Consider the following 25,287-nt stretch of genomic DNA (forward strand, 5'->3'; position numbering starts at 1 on the left):
CCGGATCTCGGAGGCATCCTTGATGGGCGCCGCAGGCTGCTCAGCATGGGCGACCGGCTCGGGCAGGTCGATGTGGACCGGAAGCTCGGGCATCGGCGCGCTCTCCGCGACACGGCGGCGGCGACGGGGGCGCTTGGTCGCGCCATCGTCCGCTGCTGCCGCCTCGGAAGCCGAAGGAGCGGCGGGTGCCGACTCCGTGGGCGCCTCCTCGGCGGGGGCAGCCTCGACACTCGCTTCCTCGGCGGGGGCAGCCTCGGCGGAGGCAGCGCTGCCGCCACGCGCCTTACGCTTCTTGGTGGGCGCGCCTTCCTGCTCGCCCGAGGCCTCGTCCTCCTTGCGCGAAGAAGCGGCGGCGATCGCGCTCAGGGCTTCCTTCGCGCGCTCGTGATCCACGTTGTCCTCGACGCGGCGCGCCTCAGCCTTCTTCTGCTGCTTCTTCGAGCCCTTGCCCATCTTCGAGGAGCTGTCGCCACCGGATGTTTCGACGGGATGGTGATGCACGATGAACCCTCGGCCCTCGCACGCCTCGCAGGGGGTGGAGAAGGCTTCGACCAGGCCCTCACCCACGCGCTTGCGCGTCATCTGCACGAGGCCCAGCGAGGTGATCTCGGTGACCTGGTGGCGCGTGCGGTCACGACCCAAGCACTCCACCAGGCGGCGCAGCACGAGGTCGCGGTTCGACTCGAGCACCATGTCGACGAAGTCGATGATGACAATGCCGCCGATGTCACGCAGGCGTAGCTGGCGGACGATCTCTTCGGCCGCCTCCAAGTTATTGCGGGTGACCGTCTCCTCGAGCGTGCCGCCGGCGCCGATGAACTTGCCGGTGTTGACGTCGATGACGGTCATCGCCTCGGTGCGGTCGATGATGAGGGTGCCGCCCGAAGGCAGCCAGACCTTGCGATCCATGCCCTTGGCGAGCTGCTCGTCGATGCGATGCGCATGGAAGACATCCTCCGTACCCACCCACTGCTCGACGCGATCAGAGAGTTCGGGGCTGAGCTCATCCACGTACTCCTTGACGGTCGCGTAGGTGTCGCGCCCCTCGATGACGAGCTTCGTGAAATCCTCGTTGAAGATGTCGCGCACGACGCGCACCGCGAGCTCAGGCTCGCCGCGCAGGAGCGTCGGAGCGCTCTTCGTCGAGGTGCGCTTCTTCTCGATGTCCTCCCACTGGCGCGTCAGACGAGCGACGTCGTCGCGGATCTGTTCCTCCGAAGCGCCCTCGGCGGCCGTGCGCACGATGACGCCGGAACCGGAAGGCACGACAGCCTTGAGGATCTTCTTCAGGCGGGCGCGCTCCTTGTCCGGCAGCTTGCGGGAGATGCCCATCATGGAGCCGCCGGGGATCAGGACCAGGTAGCGGCCGGCCAGGGTGATCTGCGAGGTCAGGCGCGCGCCCTTGTGACCGATCGGATCCTTCGTCACCTGGACGAGGACGGAGTCACCGGACTTGAGAGCGGACTCGATGCGGCGGGGCTTGCCCTCCATACCGACGGCATCCCAGTTAACCTCGCCGGCATAGAGCACGGCGTTGCGGCCGCGACCCACGTCAACGAACGCGGCCTCCATGGAGGGCAGGACGTTTTGTACGCGGCCCAGATAGATGTTGCCGACCATCGAGGACTGCGTGCGGCGCGCGACGTAGTGCTCGACGAGCAGGCCGTCCTCAAGGATCGCGATCTGATCGAGGCCGTCCTGGTCGCGGATGACCATCGTGCGTTCGACGGACTCGCGGCGAGCCAGGAACTCGGACTCGGAGATCGAGTGGCGGCGGCGACCCTCGCGACGCCCCTCGCGGCGGCGCATCTTCTTCGCTTCGAGTCGTGTCGACCCCTTCAGGGCCTGCACCTGATCCGCAGGATCGGTGCTCTCCTCGGCAGACGAGCTGGAGGAGCGGGCGCGGCGACGGCGACGACGACGGCTCGAGGAGTCCTCCTCGTCCGAGGCCTCCGCCTCGCCGGAGTTGTTCTCTGCCTTGTCGGCACTGTCCTCAGCGGGGGCCGAGGCCTCGTCGGCCTTCTTCGAGCGGCGGCGACGGCGCGTCTTCGACTCCGCGGGCGCCTCGTCGGTTTCGGCGGCGGGAGCGCTGTCCTCGGGCGCGGCGTCGTCGGCTTTCTTCGAGCGGCGGCGACGCTTGGGGGCAGCCTCTTCCTGGGGGGCGTTCGATTCCGCATCGGCGGAGGCGCGCCGACGCTTGGGCTTCGCCTCAGGTTCGTCGACGACGACCGGCGCAGCCACTTCGGGCGCAGCCTGGAAGACGGGAGCCTGGAACAGCAGCGACGCGGCGGGGGCCACGGGCGTGTGTGATTCGGTTGTCACGATTCTCCAATTAATGGGCGCGCGCCCCATGCCCGGACGCGCCCGTTTTCATCGCCCGCGAGGGGCGGAAACCTAGTGGAGCGCAGTTGCGCAGCTGCCGGCGGCAAGTCACAGAGGTCATCGCTCGGCTCTCATCGCGGGGGCATGCCCGCGACATCCATTCACCCCTTATTGTCGCACATCGCCAACCTGCATCAACCGAAGGGTGACCCGTTCAACGTCACACTCACACAATCTCAGGGAAAAAGCCGTTCAAAATAATCAGACACATATGTCACAAAACTGTCACGCATCGCGTCTTCCAGGCGCTTCACTTCTGTCTTTTGAGCTACATTTAAATCAGCCCGTGACATAGGTCCTAGCACTCTTGTTGCGGGACACTTCGATCCCCCATCCCCACACGGGAAGGTCCCATCATGACCCTCGCGCAAACAGCGCTCGACGCGGTCACGGTCGGACGATGGCAGTTCGGTGTCACCACCGTCTACCACTTCGTCCTCGTACCGCTGACGATCGGCCTGTCCCTGCTGGTCGCCATCATGCAAACCGCGTGGCACCGCACCGGCAAGGAATACTGGCTGCAGGCAACCCGTTTCTTCGGCAAGCTCCTTCTCATTAACTTCGCTCTCGGCGTCGCCACCGGCATCGTGCAGGAGTTCCAGTTCGGCATGAACTGGTCCGAGTACTCCCGCTTCGTCGGCGACATCTTTGGCGCCCCTCTGGCTGTCGAGGCCCTCCTGGCCTTCTTCCTCGAATCCACCTTCCTCGGACTGTGGATCTTCGGCTGGGGCCGCCTCTCCAAGGGCATCCACCTGGCGACCATCTGGTGCGTCGCCATCGGCACGATGCTCTCGGCCGCCTGGATTCTCGCGGCCAACGCGTGGATGCAGCACCCCGTGGGCGCCCGCTTCAACCCCGAGACCGGCCGCGCCGAGCTCGACGGCGCCGGCGGCTTCCTCAAGCTCATCACCTCGGGCGTCTACCTGTCCGAGTACTCCCACGTCATCACCTCCGCGTGGCTGGTTGCCGGTTCCTTCGTGGCCGGAATCGCGATCTGGTGGATGGTGCGCGCTTCCCGTGAGGGCAGCGACGAGGCCGTGGCACAGGCACGCGACGTGTGGCGTCCCATCGCCCGCTTCGGTCTGATCGTCGTCCTCATCGGCGGCCTCGGCACCGTCGCCTCCGGCCACGTGCAGGGCCAGGAGATGGTCGAGGCCCAGCCCATGAAGATGGCCGCAGCAGAAGGCATCTGCATGGACACCGACGGCGCCGCATTTACCGTCGCCCAGTTCGGGTCCTGCCCCCTCGGTGAGGACGGCACGCAGCCGACCCAGTTCATCAAGGTCCCGGGTGTTGCCTCCTTCATGTCCCACAACTCCTTCTCCGCCACCTCCGAGGGCGTCGCCGACGTCCAGGAGCGCATGGTGGAGCTGCTCAACTCCGACCCGAATTTCACCGCCAAGTACGGCGATGCTTCGCAGTATGACTTCCGTCCGCCTCAGATGGTGACCTTCTGGTCCTTCCGCTTCATGATCGGCCTGGGCATGGTGGCCTTCCTGCTGGCGGCGTGGGGCCTGTGGGCCACCCGCGGTGGTCGGGCCTCGTCCAACCAGTGGCTGAGCCGCCTCGCGCTCCTCAACCTGCCGCTGCCCTTCCTGGCGGCCTCCTTCGGCTGGATCTTCACCGAGATGGGTCGCCAGCCGTGGGTCGTCGTCCCCAACCAGGAGGCCCTGGCCATGGGCTCCGACCTTGGTTCCGTCGCGATGCTGACCGAGGTGGGCGTCTCCCCCAACGTTCCCGCTGGGCAGGTGCTCGCCTCGCTCATCCTCTTCACCCTCCTGTACGGCGTCCTCGGCGTCATGTGGTTCGTCCTCATGAAGCGCTACGCCCTCGAGGGCATCCATTCCTCCAAGGCCGACAAGGCCGAGGACGAGACACCGACCGACCTGTCCTTCGGATACTGAGAGAGGAACAACGATCATGACTTTGTCAATCCTGTGGTTCATCCTCGTCGCCGTTCTGTGGACGGTCTACCTGATCCTCGAAGGCTTCGACTTCGGCGTCGGCATGCTCCTGCCTCTCGTCGCCAAGGACGACCGCGAACGCACCCAGACGGTGCGCACGATCGGCCCGCACTGGGACGGCAACGAGGTGTGGCTGCTCACCGCCGGCGGCGCGACCTTCGCGGCGTTCCCCGAGTGGTACGCGACCATGTTCTCGGGCATGTACCTTGCCCTCTTCCTGATCCTCGTCTGCCTGATCGTGCGCGTCATGGCGCTCGAGTGGCGCTCGAAGGTCGCCACCGAGAAGTGGCGTCGTTCCTGGGACTGGGCGCACTCGATCTGCGCGTGGCTCGTTCCGCTGCTGCTGGGCGTCGCCTTCGCGAACTTCGTTCAGGGTATGCGCATTGAGGTCGTTGACGTCGCGACGGGCACCGTCGTCGACCCGACCCTGGTGAATCAGTCGCTTTCGAGCGCGACCCACCAGCTCACCGGCGGCTTCTTCTCGCTACTGACCCCCTACACGATCCTGGGCGGCCTGGCCGTTCTGTTCGTGTGCCTGGCTCACGGCGCTCAGTTCCTGGCCCTCAAGACGACGGGCGAGGTGCGCGACCGCGCCAACGCGATTGCTGCCCCCGCGTCGATCGCCGCGACCGTGCTGGCCGCCGCGTGGCTGATGTGGGGCCAGTTCGCCTACACGACGAACGTCCTGGCGTGGATCCCGCTCGTGGTTGCCGCCCTGGCGATCATCGCCTCGACCGCCCTGTCGCAGGCGTCGCTGCGCCGCGAGGGCTTGTCCTTCGTGGCTTCCTCCGTGGCGATCGCCGCCACGGTGGCATGGGTCTTCGCGTCGATGGCTCCCGCCGTCCAGAAGTCCTCGATCAACCCGGCATATTCGCTGACGATTAATCAGGCCTCCTCTTCGGACGCGACGCTGACCGTCATGACGATCGTGACCGTCTGCCTCCTGCCCATCGTTCTGGCCTACGTCGCCTGGTCCTACTGGACCTTCCGTGGCCGCGTGGGCACTGAGGACGTGACCACCCGGACGGGTCTGCTCATGAAGAAGATCCGCCTGGGCGAGAACTTCCTCGCCGGCTGATTCTCTGCCGAGCTGCGCCCGGTTCCCTCCTCGGGGAGCCGGGCGCAGTCGTATTCCCACCGGGGACGAGGCCGGGGACCTTCGACCCATGACGTGCACTTTTGGGGCACAATAGTATCCGTGCGTCCCTTTGATCCTCGCTTACTGCGCTACGCCCGTTCGGCTCGCGGTCCCATTGCGCTGACGGCGCTCCTGGGTACGATCACGGCCCTGCTGGTGCTGGCTCAGGCTCTGCTGATTTCCGCCGCCCTCTCCCCCGTCGTGTCGGGGACGGCGTCACTGGGCGACGTGGCGAGTGTTATCGCCGGCATCGGGGCGGTGTTCGCGTGCCGCGCCCTGGTTGTCGCCGGGCGCGAGGCGATCGCCGCGCGCGCCGCCACCAGGGCCGTTACCGAGCTACGCGGGCGGGTGATCGACGCCTCCATCGCCCTCGGTCCTCGGTGGAGGGCAACCAACGGCGCCCAGACGGCGACGCTCCTGGCCACGGGACTGGAGGATTTGCGCCCTTACTTCGTTTCCTTCCTCCCTCAGCTGGTGCTCGTGTGCACGGTGACGCCCGCGGCCCTGGGGGTCATTCTCCTCCTGGACTTCTGGTCGGCACTCATCGCCCTCCTCGTCGTCCCACTCATCCCCATCTTCATGATTCTCATCGGCCGCTTCACTCAGGCCGCCTCCGAGGACAAGCTGGAGTCCATGAAACGTCTGACCGCCCAGCTTCTGGACCTCATGTCGGGCCTGCCCACCCTGCGGGCTCTGGGCCGGGAGAAGGGCCCTCGCGCTCACCTGCGCAAGCTCGGGGAGGCCAACACGAAGGCCACGATGGCGACCCTGCGCGTCGCCTTCCTGTCGGGCGGCGTCCTGGAGTTTCTGACGACCCTGTCGGTCGCGCTCGTCGCCGTCGAGGTCGGTATGCGCCTGGTTTTCGGCGATATCTCTCTCTTCCACGGTCTGGCCGTCATCATGCTGGCCCCCGAGGTCTTCGAGCCTCTGCGCCAGGTCGGCGCCCAGTTCCACGCTTCGGCCAACGGCGTGACCGCCTCGCGCGCCGCCTTCGACATCATCGAGCAGGCTCAGGACGTAGCCGCCCCCGGCACGTCCCCTAGCCCCGACATGTCCACGACGGCGATCGTCCTGGACGGCGTCGGCGTGCGCGCACGGGGAGCCTGGGGCCCTGCCCCCACCGACGGGGTCATCCGGCCCGGCACGATCACGGCCCTCGCGGGCCCCTCCGGCGCGGGCAAGTCCACGCTCGTCGCCTGCCTGCTGGCCGACGTGGCGCCCGACGCCGGGCGCATCGTCCTGAGGCCCCAGGCCTCGAACCCGCGCGGCGACGACCTGGCCCTCACCGACGTCGACCCCGTGTCCTGGCGCTCCGGACTCTCCTGGGTCCCCCAGTCCCCCACCCTGATCCCGGGTTCGATCCTGGACAACATGGCAGGTCTGCCGCTCGCCGACCTGGAGGAGGCCGCGCGCGCCACCGGCTTCGATGCCGTCCTGGCCACCGCACCCCACGGGTGGGAGAGCACAATCGGCTCCGGCGGGGTCGGATTGTCCGTCGGCCAGCGCCAACGCCTGGCGCTCACGCGCGCGCTCGCCGCGCGCTCCCGCGTCGTCATCCTGGACGAGCCGACCGCGCACCTCGACGCCGTCAGCGAGGAGACAGTCGTGCGAGCTATCACCACGATGCGCGAGGAGGGCCGCACGGTCATCGTCATCGCCCACCGCGCCGCCATCGTCGGCGTGGCCGACACGATCATCGACGTTGCGTCCGCAGATGAGGAGGCACTGGCATGAGACTCTTCCTGACCCGCTCGGAATCCGCGGCGCTACGCCGGTGCATCTCCATGCTCCAGGTGTCGCGATCCGGCTTTGCCGTCTCGCTACTCCTGGGCGTGGGCGCGCTCGGCTCGGCGATCGCGCTGGGAGGAACCGCGGCGTGGCTCATCGCCCGTGCCTCCCAGCAGCCGCCGGTCCTCTACCTGACCGTCGCGGCCACCTCCGTCCGAATCTTCGGCGTCTCGCGCGCACTCGCGCGCTACCTGGCGCGCCTGGCCTCCCACCGGGTCGCCCTCGAAGGGATGGACGCGCTGCGCGGCAACCTCTACGACCGCCTGTGCCTCCAGCCCGCCGCCTCCCTGTCGAGTCTGCGACGCGGCGAGCTCATGACGCGCGCCGGGGCGGATGTGGACGAGGTCGGCAACGTCGTCGTCAAGACGCTCCTGCCCGCCCTCGTCGCCCTCGTCGTCGGCGTGGGCACGGTCGGAGCCGTCTCGTTCATTTCCCCCGCGGCCGGCCTGATCCTCGCAGTGTCCCTCGTCGTCTCGGGCGTCCTCGCTCCCGCGCTCATCGCCCGCTCGGTACGCCTAGCCGAAACCCAGGGATCGGCCGCACGCGCCGACATCGCGGCCACGAGCCTCGCGGTTCTGGAGGGCGCCACCGAGCTCTCCCTGTCGGGAACGCTCCCTCAGGCACGCGCTTCCCTCCAGCACGCCGAAGAGGAGCTTGCCGGCGCGATCGGGCGCTCCTCGCAGCTGTCGGCCCTCGCGCGCGGACTCGACGTGGTCGCCATGGGCGCAGCCGTCATCGGCGCGCTCCTCATCGGCATCCCACAGACTACTTCCGGGGCCCTGGCGCAGGTGCTCCTGGCCGTCATCGTTCTGATCCCCCTGTCCTCTTTCGAGGGGGCCGCCGAGCTCGCTCCAGCCGCCGCTCAACTGGTGCGCAGCGCACAGGCGGCGACGCGCATCTGCGCGCTCATCAGCGAGGAAACCCCCGAGGCTACGCACAAAATCCCAGACGGAGAGCCCGTCATCGAGGCGCGCGACCTGTCGATCGGCTGGCCTGAAGGCCCGACCCTGGCGACCGGCATCTCGCTCACGCTGCGCCCCGGCTCCTCCCTCGCCATCGTGGGCGCCTCCGGCATCGGCAAGACCACCCTGCTCGCAACGCTCACCGGCATCATCCCGCCCAAGGAGGGCCAGGCCCTCATCAACGGCGTCCCCGCGTGGGGCGCGGATCACGACCAGGTCACGTCCCTCATCACGATGACCGCCGAAGACGCCCACGTCTTCGCGACCTCCATCTTCGAAAACCTGCGCGTCGCCCGCGCCTCCCTCACGAGGGACGAGGCCGGGCAGCTCCTCGCGCGAGCCGGCCTCCAGGAGTGGGTCTCTTCCCTGCCCGACGGCATCGACACGCTCGTCGGATCGGGTGGCACCACCGTGTCCGGCGGCGAGCGTCGCCGCCTCCTCATGGCCCGCGCCCTGGCCGCCCCCGCCCCCATCATGACGATCGACGAGGCCTCCGAGCACCTTGACGCGACCACCGCCGACAGGCTCATGGACACCCTCCTGACCCCCTCACCGACGCGCGCTACCCTGGTCGTCACGCACAGGCTCAGCGCCCTCGACAAGGCCGACCACGTCCTCGTACTCGCCGCCCCCCACCCCGGAGCCATTGCGGGCGTCGCCGCTTACGGCACTCACAAGGACGTTCTCGACGCCCTCCCCACCTACCGCCAGGCCCTCGATCAGGAGGAACAATGAGCCCCGATCACACGGACTTCAGGCTGCTCAAGGCGGCCATCGACCTCACCAGCTCGCTCGATCTGAAAAATGGGCTGCAGAACTTCGTCAATCAAGCGTGCGCCCTCACCTCCTCCCCGCACGCCACGATGTGCGTGCTCGATACCTGGGGTGCGACAACCCTGCGGCTCGAGCACCACGACTCCTACCCCGCCCCGCCCGTTCCCGACTCGCTGCCGAGCGCGATCCCCGTCACCACGCCACTCCTCGTCAACTCCCCGCAGGACGCGCCCGACATCGACCTGCCCGCCTCCACCCCACCCTTCCTCGGGGTTTCCGTCCTCGTCCACGAGCAGGTCTACGGGCGCCTCTACCTCATGGGAAAGCCCGGAGGCTACACGGATGAGGACGCGGCCGTGGTCGCGGCCCTGGCCCCCGCCGCCGGCATCGCCGTCGAAAACGCGAACCTCTACGCGGACTCCAAGCGCACCGCACGGTGGATCAGCGCCTCACAGTCGCTGACCACGACGATGCTGGAGGGCACGGACGAGGAAGAGGCCCTCGAGCTCATCGCGAAGACGGTGCGCGAGGTCTCCCACGCCGACACCGCGATCATCGTCTTGCAGTCCGTGGGCGACACGTGGGCTGCCGAAATCACCGACGGCAAAAACGCCTCCACCCTGCTTGGCCTGACCTTCCCGCCCGAGGGACGCGCCATGAGCGTCCTGCACGAGGGAACCGGCATGATCGTCGACTCCATGTCGCGCGCCCAGACGATGCGTGTTCCCCAGCTGGCGGCCTTCGGCTCCGCGCTCTACGCTCCCCTGCGTTCCCGCGGCGTCTCCTCCGGCGTCCTCATCCTCCTGCGTCAGATCGGCGCCCCCGAGTTCGACGCCTCCGAGCTCTCACTCGCCGAATCGCTTGCCTCGCAGGCGACGCTCGCCCTCGAGCTCGCCTCCGCCCGCCACGCCCAAGACGTCGCCGCGCTCCTCGACGAGCGCGACCGCATCGGCCGCGACCTCCACGACTTCGCCATCCAGCAGCTCTTCGCGACCGGCATGGCCCTGGACGCCGCCAAGCAGAAAGTTGCACAGGGGCAGGCCGACCCCGCATCCATCGAGTCCCTCATCGACTCCTCCCTCGCGTCCATCGACGAGGCCGTCCGACAGATCCGCACGATCGTCCACAACCTGCGCGAGCGCGATAAGGCCGTCGGCCTCGTCGAGCGCATCCGACGTGAGTCCTCCCTGACGCGCTCAGCCCTGGGTTTCGCGCCCTCCCTCGTCATCACCCTGGACGGGAGCGCGATCAATTCCGACCTGGACAACGAACTGGTGGTCATCGACGAATTCGACGGGCGCGTCGACCCCGATCTCTCCGACGACGTCGTCGCCATCGTGCGCGAGGGCCTGTCGAACATCGCCCGTCACGCCCACGCGACGGCAGCCACCGTCACCGTCGACGTTTCCGGGCGAGGAAAATCCGGTCGCGTGCGCATCGTCATCAACGACGACGGCCGCGGCATCGACCCCTCCCGCACCCGCAACTCCGGCCTGGCGAACATGGCTGAGCGCGCGCGACGCCACCACGGCAGCTTCGACGCGGACACGGGCGACGGCGGAGTGGGCACGCAGGTCCGGTGGATCGCTCCGCTCGAAGACTAGCGCAGCGCAAGCATCCACAAGACGGTGGGGGTGGAGCTCCGATCGGAACTCCACCCCCACCGCATGGGCACAGAGCCGTTACCTGGCGGCTCTCAGCTCGGCCTCAGCCCAGCCACCGACCGGAGGAGTCGAAGCTGTACCAGCGCCAACCGATCCAGTGGCCGCCCGTGTACATGTCTCCTTCGGAACCGAAGTAGTACCAGGTCGAACCCACCTGAAGCCAGCCGGTATGCATAGCGCCCGAGGCGTCAAAGTAGTACCAGCTGCTACCGCTCTGCTTCCAGCCGATGACCATCGCACCGTTGTCGCCCAGCATGTACCAGCGTCCATCCAGCTGGAGCCAGCCGGTGTGCATGGAGCCCGACGGATTCAGGTAGTACCAGTCGCCGCTGGAAGAGACCCAGCCTGTCGACATGGCGCCGCCGGACGAGAACATGAACCACGCGCCGTCAATCATCGTCCAGCCCGTCGCCATGACTCCCGTGTCAGGCGCCAGGTAGTACCAGGTGCCGCCCTGATTCATCCAACCGCTGACCTGTGCGCCCGCGGCGTTGTGGTAGTGCCAGGCGCCGTCCCAGTAGACCCAGCCCATGAGCATGTAGCCGTTCTGATCGAAACGGTAGACGTGACCGCCCAGAGTGAGCGTCTCGTTCTTGGCGTAGTCGCCGCCGGTGATCTTCCACCACCAGCCGACCCCGTCATTCACCCACATGCCGACCGTGTGATCGGGAGCGGGCGTGGGATCGGGCGTGGGGGTCGGGTCCGGAGTAGGCTCGGGGCTCGGCTCCGGGCTGGGCTCGGGTTCGGGGGCAGGTTCCTCAGCCAGAGCCAGGGTCACGAGACCCGATTCAGCGAACCCGGCCTCGTTCATGGCCATGACGCGGATGACCGAGCCGTTGCTCTCCCCATCGATGGTGAGGGTCAGCTCGGGGCCGTGCTCGTCTTCCACAATGGACCACGAATCGGAGCCCTCGCGCTTGATCTGCCAGAAGAGGGTCGGCGTCGGCGTGCCGGTCGCCTCTGCCTTGATCGTGACCTGCGTGCCCTCCTTGCCCGTCACGGTGCGGAAAGCACCGTCACCGGAGATCTGTGCGTCCTCCGCTGGGTTGGTGGTCACGGTCAGCGGCTTGATAACCGGGGGCTCCTGGTCATCCGGCTCCGGGGTCGGCGTGGCAGCCGCGAAGGCCTCGACCTCCGCGAGCGCGAACTCGCCGAACTCGGTGGGCTGGATGACTCGAATGAAGCGTGCGTCGAAGCCCTCGAAGTCGACCGCGCTCGGGCGGCCGCCGACTCCATCGACCTTGATCATGTGGACGCCGTCGACCGCGCCGGCGGTGGCGGGGTTAAAGGAAGCGTCGAGGCGTGTCTTTGAGGCGACGACCCAGAAGTCGTGCAGGCGCTGGTCGCAGGGGATTCCCTGGCAGTTGTCGGATGCGGAGCGGTTCCAGACGTTGACGACGCCGAGGGGGTGGCTCTCGCCGAGGTCGACCTCCCACCAGGGGTTGGCCTGCTTGCCAGTGTGGGCGACCGAGCCGTTGTCCCACACGCCGTCCGTGTTGCCGTCGACGGCGCGTGAGGCGGTGCCGCCCCAGCCGGTCGAGGACATGGTGGCCGTCTTGTTGAGGGCGAGGTTGTCGCTGCCCTTGGTGACGGTGAGGGTGGCGCGCTGGGAGGTGGTGGAGCCGTTGGCATTTGTGGCGACGGCGTAGAACTGTGCGCCGTCATCCTCGAGCGTCGTCGTCAGGGTGTACATGGGGCTCGTGGCATCCGGAATCGCCGTTCCATCGGTTGCTCCCTTGGGGACGCGGTACCACTGGATGGTGGCGGCCGGGCGGCCCGAGGCGACGACGGTGAAGGTGGCGCTCTCCCCTGCCTTCACGGAGACCGAGGAGGGGTCCGTGGCGATGACGGGCGGTTGGGTGGACGCGTTTTCGCCGTAGACGTGCACGGTCGCGCTCACGGAGCGCAGGCCGATCGGGTTGGCGTAGTAGGAGGGGTGAGCCAGCTCGAGGCGCAGGGGCGTCACCGTGCCGGGCTCGAGGGTGAGGCCCTCGCCGACTTCCCCGGCCTCGATCTGCGCACCGGTCACCTCGATGGAGGTGGTCCCGAGGGTGATCTTGTAGGTCGTGGAGGCATCGAAGTTGCCCGAGAAGGTCAGGGTGAGGTCGGTGATGGCCTTGTCCCCCTTGTTCACGAGGTAGGCGTCGTAGGCCTGCGCTCCGGAGTAGCGCAGTGCGGAGGCGCGTCCGAAGAACTGCTCCGAGGAGATGGTCGCGCCGTCGACGGCGGTGACCGTCTGCGTGGGCACGTAGGTGGGGGCGGCGTCGAAGGTGACCTTGACGACGGGGCGCAGGTTGGGCTCGGGGTTCTCGCCCGACATGGTCACCGTGAGCGTCGTGCCATCCTGAGTGAAGTCGAGGGAACGGTCGGTGCCGTCCACGCTCACGGCGGTGACGTGGCCGCCGACGCTGGGAAGCGTCAGGGTCTGACCGGTGCTCCACTGCTCGGGGAAGAAGTAGAGGTCGTTGCCCTTGGTCATGATCTTGCCCCAGGAGGGGGCGGGGAACCACGTCGGGCGCGCTCCTGTGATGGCGTCGGGGTGGCGCGCCATCCACTGGCCGACCTCGGTGACGACGCCGGAGTCGAATGCGTCGATCGTCCCGTCACCCTTGGGGCCGATGTTGTAGGCGAACTGGCCGCCCGAGGCGACCGTGCCGATGAGGTTGTTGACGAGTTCGCGTTCCTTGTAGCTCTTGGCGCTCTCGTCGCGGTTCGCCCACGAGCAGTATCCCCAGCAGGCCGGGTAGATCGAGCGGATCGATTCCCAGGGGCCCATGTGGAAGTCGGTTGTCACCGAGTTGTCGCCGCCGACTTCGAAGTCACCGGCCTTGTTCCACACGCGCGAGTTGACCATGGTGTCGGGCTGGAGCTCGTGGACCCACTGGGCCATGCGCTGGGATTGCTCGGCGGTAGGGCCGCCCATATCGAACCAGAGCTCGGCGATAGGACCGTAGTTGGTGAGGAGCTCGGTGAGCTGGGGCTTGATGGTGCCCGTCATGAGTTCCTCGTCGATGGGGTTGACGTTCCCGTAGGGCTCGGGGGTCTGCTTCGTCCAGTCGATGATCGAGAAGTAGAAGGCGAGCTTGACGCCGAGCTTGTTGCACTCGGTGGACAGCTCCTTCATCGGGTCTTTGCCGTAGTTGGACTGCTTGACGATGTTGTAGTCGGTCGTCTTCGTGTCCCACATGGCGAAGCCGTCGTGGTGCTTGGACGTGATCATCAGGTAGGTCATGCCCGAGTCGTGGACCGTCTTGCAGATGGCTGCGGCATCGAAGTTGGAGGCGAGGTCTTTGGCCTTGGCCAGGTAGTCGTCGGTGGGAATGTTTTCCCAGGCCTTGATCTGCTCGGGGTAACCCATGCCCTGGCGGTGACCGTTGTAGTAGCCGCCGTAGACGGAGTAGACGCCGAAGTGCATGAACATGCCGTATTGGAGCTTCTGCCAGTTGGCGACTTTGGTGGTGTCGCTGAGGGGGACCGCTGCGGGGACGCCGGTGGGCGCGCTTGGCGCGTCGGCGAAGGTTGGTGCGCTCAGGGGTGCGAGCACCAGTGCCGCTGCGGCACCGCAACCGGCAAGCATTCGCTTGAGGTTCACGGGGTGTCCTTTCAGGGGGTGGCGGACTGCGTTGTCCGTCCTCATCGGTGAGGATGAGGCGAACGTTACCCCATGGGACTTATCCATGAACCAGTTTGATAGTAGCTTTCTTACAAATCAGGGGCATCCCTGATTAGAGGGAAACTGGAACGGTCGTACTATTCGGTCACGCTGATCCCCCTATACGAAGAAGCGGGCCGGTTACTCCGACCCGCTTCCTTCGTCGATTGTCACCCTCGGGGGACGAGGCAGTGGCTCAGTTACGCCACGCGGCAGCCCTTTGCCCAGCCACCCACGCGGCCACCTGCGTGCGACGCTGCAGGCCCATCTTGGACAGCAGGGAGGTGATGTGGTTCTTGACGGTCTTCTCCGCCACCCCGAGCTTTTCGCCGATCTCGCGGTTCGACAGGCCATCACCAATCAGGTCAAGGACTTTACGCTCCGACGGCGTCAGATCCGCTGTCGGATCCTCGTGGTCCACGCGCCGACGCGTCAGGGTGCGCTCGTCGAGCAGCACGCGTCCATCCGCGACCGCCTTGATGACGTCGGTGATCTCCGCCCCGCGCACGGTCTTGAGGATGTACGCGCGGGCACCGGCCTCGAGGGACTCAGCCAAGGCCTCGTCGTCATCGAAAGAGGTCAGGACGACGGGCAGAATCTGTGGGTGGGAGGCGCGCAGGCTTGTCATGATGTCGATGCCGGTACCGTCGGGCAGCTGGAGGTCGACCAGGATAACGTCGGGGCGCACCAGGTCGGCTCGGCGCACGGCATCCGCGACGGAGCCGGCCTCAGCGACGACCTCGAGAGCCTCGTCGCGGTCAACAATTTCAGCAATACCTCGCCGAACGATCTCGTGATCGTCGACGATCATGACGCGCGTGCGCGCGGAAGTATTTTCACTCACGAGCTCATACTAACTGTTAGGAGGGCAAACGCCCTCGTGTACCTATTACTCCTCCGGGGAGAGCCGACTCATCGCATCCTGAGCGGCCGCGTTCTCCGCGTGCTTCTTCGACGAGGCTTGGCCGGAGCCAACCGCGTCGGAACGCTCGGCGAGAAAAGCGCGGGCAGTAAAGACGCGCTGATGATCGGGTCCCTCCCCCTGCACCTCGTACGAGACCTCGCCCAGGCCCTCAGCCTGAGAGTACTCCACGAGGAGGGTCTTCCAGTCCTGGTGGTGGCCGCGCGAGGGGGCGTCGGCCAGCAGGAAACTCAGGCGTGCCAGGACGACCCGGCGCGCCTCCTCCAATCCGCTGGTCAAGTACGTGGCACCGATGAGGGCCTCGAACGTGTCGGACAGAATCGAGTCTTTCTCGCGTCCCCCGTGCATGGATTCGCCCTTGCCGAGGAACACAAAGTCACCCAGCCCAATGCGCCGTGCGGCCGCGGCCAGGGGCTGCTGAGAAACGGTCGCCGCGCGCATCCGCGACAGGTCGGACTCGGGCACGTCCGGATACTGCTCGTACAGCTTCTGGGCAATGATGATCGAGAGCACCGAGTCGCCCAAAAACTCCAGGCGCTCGTTGTTTGCGATACCGCCGGCCTCGTTCGCGTAGGAGCGGTGCACGAGCGCGAGCTGCAACAAAGGAGCGTCGATGCGCGTGCCCCACGCCTCCACGAGCGCGTCGGTGTCGGTGCGCGGAGGCACCGGCAGGTGCTTGGATTTGGCCATCAGGATCGCCCCGGCTCGGGACTCTCGCCCAGGAGGGAGGCCAGGGAAGCCAGGCGAGGGTCGATGACGACGTGCTCGTGGTCGGCGGGCAGGTCGACCCACTTCTCGCCGCACACGTCGCACAAGCCCGCGCAGTCGGAGCTGCACAGGGGGCGCGGGTCGACGAGGGTGACGATGGCGTCGCGCAGCTGCGTTTCGATGTCGATCGTGTCGCGCTCGCCGATGACGAAGAGATCGTCGGCGTCCTCGTCCTCGTCGTCGGAGAGCGTCAGGGCGGGGGCTCCGGGCTCGAAGTAGACCTCCGCGCTGGTGACGTCATGATGCTCACGCACCTCGTCCAGGCAGCGCACGCACTCACCCACCAGGTCGACGGAGGTCGCGACCTGCACGAGGACGCCGTCCTCGACACTGGTCAGGTCCACGGACACGTCCAGCGGCGTGCCGGGAACCACCGACATCGAGGGCGTCCCCAGGTCATCGGGGGCGATCCACGTGATGTCTTCGTGGAGCGTCGAACCCAGCGCGCGCGGCAGGCGCGCCAGGGACAGGGTCAGGGCCTTCTCACTCATGGGACAGGTCCACGTCCGTCACATCGACGCCGCGCCGCTCGGCGATCGCGCGTCGACCGGCATCGGTGCGCCGCGACACGTCGGCGATCAGGCGGGCCAGCTCGTCGAGGGAGGAGGCGACGTAGTCGTCGGCGCCCTCACGCAGGGAGGTGGCTGAGCGCTTGGCCTCGGAGACGATCTCGCGGGCACGGTCCTCGGCCATGCGCACGATGTTTTCGGTGGAGACGATGCGCGCGGCCTGGGCGTTCGCGTCGGCGATGGTGGCCTCGGCGTCGGCGCGCGCCTGCGAGACTAGGGCGGTGGCTTCCTCGTTCGCGCGCGAGCGGGTGCGCTCGGCTTCCTCCTCGGCGTCCGCGCGGATCTGTGCGGCGCGCTCGTTGGCCTGGTCGAGGGTCGAGGAGGCGCGCGAGTTCGCCTCGGCGATACGCGTCTCGGCCGCGGAGTCGGCGCGCCCCAGGACGGCGTCCGCGTCGGCGACGACGGCGTCGGCGGCGACCAGGTCCTCGGGCAGTGCCTCGCGAGCCTGGTCGAGCAGGTCGAGAATCTCGGCCTTGTTGACCATGATCGAGGCGGACAGGGGCACTGCGCGGGAGGACTCGACAAGGTCTTCGATCTGGTCGAGGGCGGCGATCACTGTGGAGGGACCGTAAACGGTCTCCTCGTTCCACTGGTCCTGATTCTTGTCTGCGGGCGTGTCGGCCATGAGTCCCTCCTGCGTTGCACCGGGCATGATTCAGTTTCTATTGTCCGTCAGATAGCGCGCGAGCGCCGGTGGGACATACCGGGAAATGTCTTTTTTGAGCCTCAGAAGTTCACGCACCGCACTGGAGGAGACATGTCCGAGGCCGGGGCGGGCGGGAATCCACCACGTGTCCACCCCTCCGACCTCCAGGTTGAGGGCAGCCTGGGGGCCCTCGAAGTCCGCGTCCTGCGCGCCGCGCACCCCCTTGACAATGAGGTGTGCGCCCAGGCGGCGGGCCTCGTCCATGGTGGCGCCCGACAGCGCGACCACCTCCACGCGCTCCAGGTGCGCGGTCGCCTCCTCGATGAGTGCCACACGCCTCGTCGGCTCGATGAGCCCGCGCTTGGCGGGGTTAATGCCCACCCCGATGATGAGGAGGTCGGCGACCTCGGCGGCGCGCTGGGCGACGTCGAGGTGCCCGTTTGTGAAGGGGTCGAAGGACCCGGGGAACAGCGCAATCATTGGGCTATTTCCTCACGCACTGGCGAGGCCGCCGCACGCTCGACAGCGTCGCTGTCGTCGCCGTTCTCCTCGTTCTTGGGCAGGGGTGGGCCAGCGAAGTAGGCGACCGTCTCCCCCCACGCGCGCGTGTCTTCGAGGACCAGGAAGGGCGGCAAGGTGGGGGCCGGTGCGCGGGTGGAGCGCTCGACGACGATCAGCGAGTCCGGACCGACCCACGGCGCGAGGGCGGACAGCACCGTCGCCATGTCCTCCTCGGCGATGTCGTAGGGAGGGTCGATGAAGACCAGGTCTACCTCCCCCGTGAGGGCCTCTCCGCTGCGGGCACCCAGGTAGGCGCGCACGTCCGCCGTCACGACGCGGGCGGACAGACCCGTCGCGCGGACGTTAGCGGTAGCGACGCGCGCGGCCGCGGAGGCCTTCTCGACGAGGGTCGCTCGCGCGGCACCCCTGGACAGGGCTTCGAGGCCGAGGGCCCCCGTGCCGGCGAAAAGGTCGAGGACGGTGGCCCCCTCCAGGACGTTCATGTGATCCAGGCGGGAGAAGAGCGCCTCGCGGACTCGCTCGGAGGTGGGGCGTGTGCCGGACTTGGGCACGGCGAGGGTCCTGCCCTTGGCGCTGCCTGCGACGATTCTGGTCATGCCCCTACCCTACCGGGAGCGCTAGGAGCGCTGCATCCATTCGAGTTGCCCATCCGAGGCGGCCCGCAGGGCGCGGGCGAGGTCGGGGTAGGCCGACAGGGTCGGATCCTGGGCGAGCAGGGCCTCCGCCTCGCTCTTGGAGGCCCGGATCAGGGCCTCGTCGCGGCGCACCGACAGGAAACGCAGGTGCGTGGCGGTGCCGGACTGACCGGCGCCCAGCACGTCGCCCTCCTTGCGCAGGCGCAGGTCGGCTTCGGCGAGCTCGAATCCGTCCGCCGTCGTCGCGAAAGCCTCGAGCCTGGCCATGCCCGAGTCCGTCAGCTCGTGGCGATGCATGGCGATGCACAGGGAAGGCAGGTCGGAGCGCCCGACACGCCCGCGCAACTGGTGAAGCTGGGCGAGCCCGAATTGTTGGGCGTCGAGGATCACCATGAGGGTCGCCTCGGGCACGTCGACGCCGACCTCGATGACGGTCGTGGCGACCAGCAGCGGTGCCCGTCCGGCGGAAAAGTCCTCCATGATCTGGGCCTTGAGCGCCGTCGGGGTACGGCCCGTCAGCTCGTGGATGGCGAGGCCCGCGAGCGCGGGGTGGGAACGCAGGTAGGCGGCGACTTCTTCGACGGAGGCGAGGGGGCGCGCGTCCTCTTCCTCGGCGTCGGCGACGGTGTCGGAGGCGTCGATGCGCGGGCAGACGACGTAGACGCGGTGCCCCGCGGCGATCTCTTCGGCGGCTCGCGTCCAGGTGCGTTCAACCCAGGCGGCGTTGGCCGCGTCGGCGAGGAAGGTGGCCACGGGCGTGCGTCCCTTGGGCATGCCGGCCATGCGGGTCTCGTCGAGGTCGCCGAAGACCGTCATCGCGATCGTGCGCGGGATGGGGGTTGCTGTCATGACGAGCTCGTGGACGCCCCGCCCGTCCTGGCGGGCATCGCGCAGGGCGGCGCGTTGTTCGACGCCGAAGCGGTGCTGCTCGTCGACGACGACCAGCGCGAGGTCTGCGAAACGAACGCTGTCTTGGAACAGGGCGTGCGTGCCCACGACGATGAGGGGCGCGTTGGAGGTCATCGCCGCGGCGATTTCGCGGCGCACCGCCGGCGTCGTCGAGCCCGTCAGCAGTCGCACGTCGGGGGTGTCGTCCCCCAGGGGGGCGAGGAGGTTTCGCACAGATGCGGCGTGCTGCTCGGCCAGGACTTCCGTGGGAGCGACCAGGGCTCCCTGATGCCCGGCGGCGATAACCTGGAGCAGCGCGAGGAGCGCGACGACGGTTTTGCCCGAACCAACGTCCCCTTGCAGGAGCCGCTGCATCGGTACTTCTCCCGCCAGGTCGGCGCCGATCTGGGCCACCGCCTCGCTCTGGGAGTGGGTGAGTTCGAAGGGCAGGGCGCGTTGGAAGCGCTCAAGCAGTGGGGCTTCGCGCGGCGAGGCCAGGGCGGGGGTCGAGCGCGCTCCCCGGCGCCTGGCGGCTAGGCCTACCTGGAGGACGAAGGCCTCCGTGAAGGCCAGTGCCCGGCGCGCCCGCTGGTAGTCCTCGTCCGTTTCCGGCTGGTGCAGGCGGCGCAGCGATTGGGCGTAGGAGTCGATGCGCTGGCGCCCTCGCACGTCGGCGGGTACAACGTCGGGAACGTCCGCCTCGTCCAGGTGTTCGAGGACCATACCGACGGCACGGGCGATGGCCCACGAGGTCAGCTTGCCCGTCGCCGGGTAGATCGGGATGGGGCGGGTCGCGATGCGGACAATGTCCTCGCCGTCGACGCCTTCGAAGGAGGGGTGGGTGAGCTGGAGTTTGCCGCGGTAGGCGCCGACCTTGCCGGCGAAGAGGAAGGAGGCTCCCGGGGTGAGGAGGCGTTCGATGGGGGCGAGCTTGAACTGGCTTTTCGCGAAGAAGGTCGCGGACAGGAACTGGACGCCGTCGGTGAGGCTCACCTCCAGGCGCACGCCCGATCCGGAGCGGTTGGCCACCAGGTGGGTGCCCGCGACCTCGGCCAGGATCGTGGCATCTTCTCCCTCGCGCAGCGACGACAGCGGGGTGAGCCTGCCCCAGTGGTAGTAGCGGCGCGGGGCGACGAGCAGCAGGTCGCCGACCGTGAAGATACTCGCACCCTCGAGTGCCTTAGCGGTTCTCTTCGGCAGGCGCAAGGACAGCGGGATGTCGAGCGCGCTCACGAGGCGCACCCCGCAACGAGGCTCGGGCCCACCTGTCCGCCGTCCCACGTTTCCAAGTCGATGGAGGAGGAGGCGTCGCGCGTGGACAGGAGCTGGCGCACCGTCGCCACCGTGTACGGGCCGTCGTCCTCGCGGGAGATCAGGAGTCGCCATGCGCGCGCTCCCCCGCGAGCGGCCTCGGCCAGGGCCTCGGCGATGCCCTCAGGGTCTCCGTCACGAGGCAGGGGCGCGCTCGCGCTAGACATCAGGGCGTCGTGCGCTCCATCCCGGAGCATGCGAGCCAGCGTCGGCGCGGCCTCGATTCCGCCCGGCTGCGGCACGAACAGCGGGGCGCAGGCGCGTGCGACGGCGAGAACGTCCAGGTCGTCGCGACTATCGGCACGCAGGATCGCGGGAACGCCCGGGGCGGGCGATGGCAGCACCGAGGCGACCGTGCCCACCAGGGCGGCGCTGGCCTCGTCGCAGGGGGCGACGAGCGTGACACCCGTGCGTGAGCCCGCCGCCGACACGATCCCGGCGGCGTCCATCGCACTGGGGTCGAGGAAGACCACCGCCCCGGCGCGCGCCAAGTCCTCGACGAGGCCCGGGGCCCGCGTGCAGGCAATGACCCGCGCCCGCTCGACCCGTCGCATCGGTCGACGTTGCAGCAGGCGCACTCCTCGATGGGTGAGCCCCTCGTCGGCGAGCTCGTCGATGCCGATCTGCGCATCCGGGCGCGCATCGCTGACCTGGAAGCGCACGACCTGACCCGAGGTGGGGTGCGCGGCCAGCGGCGCGGAGGTGTCCACGTGCAGTCGCCACTCCCCCATGCCAAACAGATCCACGCGCCCAACGTAGGACAGGCGCGCACCCAGCCCTGTGAGTCGGGCCAGGAGGACGCGCAGGTCCTCCTCGACGCCCTCGACGATGATGTCGACCGTGAAGTCGCGGCCCGGCGGCGGCGAAGCGGGTTCGGGCGCCCGCGAATGACGGCGCGTCAGGTCGGCGAGCATCGCCGTGAAGGACTGGAGGATGCCGGCGTCATCCCGCATGGTGGCGTCAATGCATGCCAGAACCAGCGCGATGAAGGCGCCACCCGGGTCGATCCTGCCTGTCGCCTCGTTTGTCGCGTCCACCAGGCCGATCTGTGCCTGGGAGGAGAAGCGGGAAAAGACGTCCTCCGCCTCGGGCAGCGTGGGCCCCAGCTCCGCAACCTCGCGCACGGCACCCCCCAGCATCTCCGCCAGCGCATCCGACCAATCAATATAGGAGGAGGACGGCGCAAGGGAGGAGGCGAGCATCCGACGCAGGACCAGGGGCGTCACCTGCGCCGCGTCCCCCAGGGCCCCCGCCCACGCCTCGAACAGGGCGGCCAGGGCAACGCCGCTGTGCCCCACGCCCCTGCGGATCAGGGTCTCCACGGCCGCTTCGAGCGCGACGCGCAGATGCGCGCGCGGCTCCAGGGAATCCATCGCGGCCGCCAGGGCGGCCATCGTGGCAGCCGCGTTCGTGCCCGTGTCGCAGTCCGCTCCGTCCCAGCCGTCCAGGTCGTCAAGGAAGGGCGCGAGCCTGGCCGCCTCCTCGGCCCCCGCTCGGCACGCCGCGATAATCACCGATGCATTCAGTTCCATGACTCCCCTTTCCGGCACCCTCAATTGTCCCCACGGCACCCGCTGTGTGCGACCTGACACGACCGATACGCCGTGCGACTTGTTGAAAGTGCGCATCATCCGCTATTCTGTCATGGTTGCCTTCGGTTCAAGCACCGAAGGATGCGTTTCCCGCGACCGCGGGGAGCCAAAGACTGAACTGGAAGACATACCGAGGAGAACATCGTGGCTGCCGTTTGTGACGTGTGCGGTAAGGGACCCGGCTTCGGCAAGAGCGTGTCGCACTCGCACGTTCGCACCAACCGCCGGTGGAATCCGAACATCCAGCGCGTTCGCGCCCTGGTCAATGGGACGCCCAAGCGCCTGAACGTGTGCACCAAGTGCCTGAAGTCCGACAAGGTCGCCCGCGCGATCTGAATCGAGACAATACACCACAGCTGGTGGGGTGAGGCGTTACGCCTACCCCACCAGTTTTTGTATGTACGGGCAGCCCCGCTCCCGCGCCGCGAAACTGGGATCGAAGGACAAAACGTGTTGGTTATGTAGCGGCTTTTCGTTGTGCTGGCGCGGGAAAGTCGGTGTTCAAGGTGCTCTTTTCACCGTGGGGCATGAATACCCCCACGCGCCCGATGCGCGGGCGGACGCGCAGCCAGGTGTGGACATTGAGCGTCAGGGGGCAGTTCGCCAGCGCCGAGGGTGCCCACCATGTCATGCCTCTGGTACGCCACCGACTGCTCCATTGGCGGCGCCACCGACTGCGCCACCGACTGCTCCATCGGCGGCAGCGCATAACTCCCGTCGGGTCTGCTATCGAAGAATGTCGCATGCAATTCCCCCGACCCTGTGTCGCGCCACGCATTCGCATCGTTGGAATTGCAACGTTTGTAGACACTGTTGAACATTCACCCAATCGAATTGCATGCGAAACTGCTCCGAGCGAGCACCAGCAACGCGCGCGTGGGCCCGACGCCTCGCACGTGGGACCTCTGATCCGCGCCTGAGTCCGCTCATGCGCACGTGGGCCCGCTAATGTGAGCGTGGGCAGCCCCGCCCAGACATGGAATAGCGGGTTGACGTGCGATATAGCCGGTTAGCGCACGCAATAGCGGGTTCGTGTGCGAGCGACACACCATGTCCGAGACAGTTTTGCCCAAAACGTAGACCACCTCGCCCACGACACCCCATTGTCGGCGTTTTTCGCCGAGGTGGTCTGCACTTTGGGCGCCACGCCGCCCCGAACCGTGACCTCAGTGCCCCGAACCGCGACCTCACCACCCCGAACCGCGACCTCATCGCCACCAAACAGGGGGAATTGCACCATGAGAGGTGCACGGTCGAGCTCAGCCCACGTCGAGGGCGCCACCAAACAGGGGGAATTGCACCAATAGAGCCACGACACGCCGACGACACGCCGTGATGAGGCTTCTAATGGTGCAAAACCCCCACCATTACCCCTGGTGCCACGCTCCCCCACTGGTGCAATGCACCCTCACTGATGCAGGCCTGCCCTGCCAGGCGCCGATAAACGCCAGAAAGGCGTCGCCAACGGGGCCTTGCTGCACTGGCGCGTGTAGGGCGGGGTGCCGATAAACGCCGGAAAGGCATCGCCGACAGAAACGGGGCAGGGGCAAGGTTGGCCAGCTCCGCGACGACGCTTGTGGCCGGTGAGGCGAAACACCCGATCAGGTTGAATCCTCCGGATCAGGTTGCATCTCGCCTCACAGGTCGAATGCCCCCGACCAGCTACAATTCTCCCGAATAAGTGAAATCCTCCCGATCAGGTTGAATCCTCCCGATGGGGTTGATCCAGTCTGAGGAGCTGCGGCGCGAGCATGCTAGCCCGAGGCCCCCTCCCTCGACGATGCCTGGGACTAACTCCCAACCAACACGTTCTGTCCTACAGCCCGGCAATCACGCCGATCAACACCCGGCGACACTCGTGCTTTCGATGCTCACGTCGAATGTTGGTTTGCCGTCGGCGTCAAGGATGAGCGACGCCGACTCGTCGAGCCTCAGCGACGCGACCGCGACTGACGGTACCGATCGGAGCACGCCACCCGACGTGTTAGGACGAATCAAAAACGAGAGGTCCGACTTGAACTTGTTCGGTTCATAGTCCACGCTCTCGACACTGACGGGCTCGTTCTGAACTTCCAGGACCGCCAGATTGCGGCTCTGCAGTGGAACCGGACAGCCACGATCAAGATTCCCTGCGGGAGTCACGCACGCGTGAGTCTTCTCCTTGATCGCTGCGAGCGCCGCCTCACGAATGTCCTGGGTGTACTCGGTGTTCACCTCGACATCCACCACGTCAGAGTCCGCTGGACGCCCGTCGTTTCCCTTCGCAACAACCACGACCGAATCAGCCGTGACGTACTTGCTGGACAATTCCGGTTCCAGGTTGTAGGTACCGGGGTAGAACGCCAGGAGGGCCCACCGCCCGGTGTCATCGGTCGTCAGCGGAGCAGTAGCTTGCACATTGTCGACGGTCATGCCCTCCACGTTGCGTCCCGTCACGTAGATTCGAGTGATGAGGGGATCGAGAATCTCCCAGTTGTCGAAGAATCCTAGCGTCGGCTCCCTCTTCATGACCCGGAAGGTCTGCGAAAAGCTCTCTCCCCTGACGCTCATCGTGGCCCTGACCTGATGCAGGGAGGACGAGGAGTCCTCATCCGTGTCAACGATTTCCTCGACAGTCAAACGGTTGGGCGTGGCCCCGAGGACCTCATCCGTCAAGAACACGCGTTGCTCGCTGGGAATGCCCGGATCGACCATCCGCGAGGCGGCACTGGCCTGCCCACTGGACAGCAGACCGAGATAGCGCCGAACCTGAGCCTCGGGAGTGCGCATCGATCTGGCAACAACGAGGCCTGCCACGCCCACGCCGATCAGCGCGATCACGACGGTGAAGGCGATGATCATACCGTGCGGACGACGCTTGCGGACCGCATCTGTCGGATAAGCGCCGGGTTCTGGCCCGCCGACTTGTCCGGTGGACACGCGCACGAGGGTTCCGTCCTCTAACAAGCGGACTTGCGCCCTCTGCGCGCCGGCAACGCCATCGGACGACGACGCGCCGGCACTCGACATGTCCGCTCCGAACCGCGCGAGCGGATCTTCGTTGTGGGGGTATCGACTCGTACTCATGTGTCACTCCTGACCTCTTGAGCGGCGGTGCGCCGTGTCGTAAC

At 67.4% G+C, this 25,287-nt stretch carries 17 protein-coding genes; 6 read left to right on the forward strand and 11 right to left on the reverse strand.

The genetic code is table 11. The annotated features are described in order from the left end of the window. On the reverse strand, positions 1-2,322 hold a 2,322-nt coding region (locus HMPREF1138_RS07665), incomplete at its 3' end, for an Rne/Rng family ribonuclease (RefSeq protein WP_009058403.1). A gap of 416 nt (positions 2,323-2,738) precedes the next feature. On the opposite strand from HMPREF1138_RS07665, the gene HMPREF1138_RS07670 reads away from it, so the two are divergent. From HMPREF1138_RS07670 to HMPREF1138_RS07690, 5 genes are all read left to right on the forward strand, one after another. After that, the gene (locus HMPREF1138_RS07670) at positions 2,739-4,286 is read left to right on the forward strand and encodes a cytochrome ubiquinol oxidase subunit I (protein WP_009058424.1); all 1,548 of its coding nucleotides are present in this window, start codon (positions 2,739-2,741) and stop codon (positions 4,284-4,286) included. Between the two features lie 16 nt (positions 4,287-4,302). Then, entirely contained in the window at positions 4,303-5,424 is a 1,122-nt protein-coding gene (gene cydB, locus HMPREF1138_RS07675; RefSeq protein WP_009058427.1) for a cytochrome d ubiquinol oxidase subunit II, read from the forward strand. Positions 5,425-5,544: 120 nt separating this feature from the next. After that, complete coding sequence (gene cydD, locus HMPREF1138_RS07680) at positions 5,545-7,218, forward strand: thiol reductant ABC exporter subunit CydD (RefSeq protein ID WP_009058414.1); 1,674 nt, start codon at positions 5,545-5,547, stop codon at positions 7,216-7,218. Continuing rightward, on the forward strand, positions 7,215-8,969 hold the full coding sequence (gene cydC / locus HMPREF1138_RS07685) for a thiol reductant ABC exporter subunit CydC (protein WP_039937467.1): 1,755 nt from the start codon (positions 7,215-7,217) through the stop codon (positions 8,967-8,969). The genes cydD and cydC overlap by 4 nt, the downstream gene beginning before the upstream one ends. Beyond that, a complete protein-coding gene (locus HMPREF1138_RS07690) occupies positions 8,966-10,612 on the forward strand; it encodes a GAF domain-containing sensor histidine kinase (RefSeq protein WP_009058407.1) in 1,647 nt (548 codons plus the stop codon). The genes cydC and HMPREF1138_RS07690 overlap by 4 nt, the downstream gene beginning before the upstream one ends. Before the next feature lie 103 nt (positions 10,613-10,715). On the opposite strand, the gene HMPREF1138_RS07695 is transcribed toward HMPREF1138_RS07690, so the two are convergent. The 9 genes from HMPREF1138_RS07695 to HMPREF1138_RS07735 all read right to left on the reverse strand — a co-directional run bounded on the left by HMPREF1138_RS07695 (position 10,716) and on the right by HMPREF1138_RS07735 (position 22,117). Next, positions 10,716-14,264, reverse strand: a complete 3,549-nt coding sequence (locus HMPREF1138_RS07695) for an alpha-L-fucosidase (protein WP_039937471.1) — start codon at positions 14,262-14,264, stop codon at positions 10,716-10,718. Positions 14,265-14,520: 256 nt separating this feature from the next. Next, positions 14,521-15,135, reverse strand: a complete 615-nt coding sequence (locus HMPREF1138_RS07700; RefSeq protein ID WP_021611112.1) for a response regulator — start codon at positions 15,133-15,135, stop codon at positions 14,521-14,523. A 78-nt stretch (positions 15,136-15,213) separates the two neighbouring features. Continuing rightward, complete coding sequence (gene rnc, locus HMPREF1138_RS07705; protein ID WP_009058416.1) at positions 15,214-15,936, reverse strand: ribonuclease III; 723 nt, start codon at positions 15,934-15,936, stop codon at positions 15,214-15,216. Next, positions 15,936-16,505, reverse strand: coding sequence for a YceD family protein (locus HMPREF1138_RS07710; protein ID WP_009058400.1), 570 nt, complete (start codon positions 16,503-16,505; stop codon positions 15,936-15,938). Before HMPREF1138_RS07710 ends, rnc begins: the two co-directional genes overlap by 1 nt. Then, positions 16,498-17,208: a hypothetical protein gene (locus tag HMPREF1138_RS07715; protein WP_009058426.1), complete on the reverse strand. Its 711-nt coding sequence runs from the start codon at positions 17,206-17,208 to the stop codon at positions 16,498-16,500. Before HMPREF1138_RS07715 ends, HMPREF1138_RS07710 begins: the two co-directional genes overlap by 8 nt. Before the next feature lie 30 nt (positions 17,209-17,238). Next, on the reverse strand, positions 17,239-17,709 hold the full coding sequence (gene coaD, locus HMPREF1138_RS07720) for a pantetheine-phosphate adenylyltransferase (RefSeq protein ID WP_009058385.1): 471 nt from the start codon (positions 17,707-17,709) through the stop codon (positions 17,239-17,241). Beyond that, positions 17,706-18,347 (reverse strand): 16S rRNA (guanine(966)-N(2))-methyltransferase RsmD, encoded by a 642-nt coding sequence (gene rsmD / locus HMPREF1138_RS07725; RefSeq protein WP_009058393.1) that lies wholly within the window; start codon positions 18,345-18,347, stop codon positions 17,706-17,708. Before rsmD ends, coaD begins: the two co-directional genes overlap by 4 nt. 21 nt (positions 18,348-18,368) lie before the next feature. After that, on the reverse strand, positions 18,369-20,516 hold the full coding sequence (locus HMPREF1138_RS07730; RefSeq protein ID WP_009058395.1) for an ATP-dependent DNA helicase RecG: 2,148 nt from the start codon (positions 20,514-20,516) through the stop codon (positions 18,369-18,371). Further along, a complete protein-coding gene (locus HMPREF1138_RS07735) occupies positions 20,504-22,117 on the reverse strand; it encodes a DAK2 domain-containing protein (RefSeq protein ID WP_039937473.1) in 1,614 nt (537 codons plus the stop codon). The genes HMPREF1138_RS07730 and HMPREF1138_RS07735 overlap by 13 nt, the downstream gene beginning before the upstream one ends. Positions 22,118-22,321: 204 nt before the next feature. Between HMPREF1138_RS07735 and rpmB the strand changes: the two genes are divergently transcribed. After that, positions 22,322-22,513 carry a 50S ribosomal protein L28 gene (gene rpmB / locus HMPREF1138_RS07740; RefSeq protein WP_003792657.1) on the forward strand — a complete coding sequence of 64 codons (192 nt, stop codon included), beginning with the start codon at positions 22,322-22,324 and terminating at the stop codon, positions 22,511-22,513. A 1,503-nt stretch (positions 22,514-24,016) separates the two neighbouring features. On the opposite strand, the gene HMPREF1138_RS07745 is transcribed toward rpmB, so the two are convergent. After that, positions 24,017-25,243, reverse strand: a complete 1,227-nt coding sequence (locus tag HMPREF1138_RS07745; RefSeq protein WP_039937479.1) for a hypothetical protein — start codon at positions 25,241-25,243, stop codon at positions 24,017-24,019. Between the last annotated feature and the right edge of the window lie 44 nt (positions 25,244-25,287).

The organism is Actinomyces sp. ICM58 (assembly GCF_000283035.1).
Lineage (GTDB): Bacteria > Actinomycetota > Actinomycetes > Actinomycetales > Actinomycetaceae > Pauljensenia.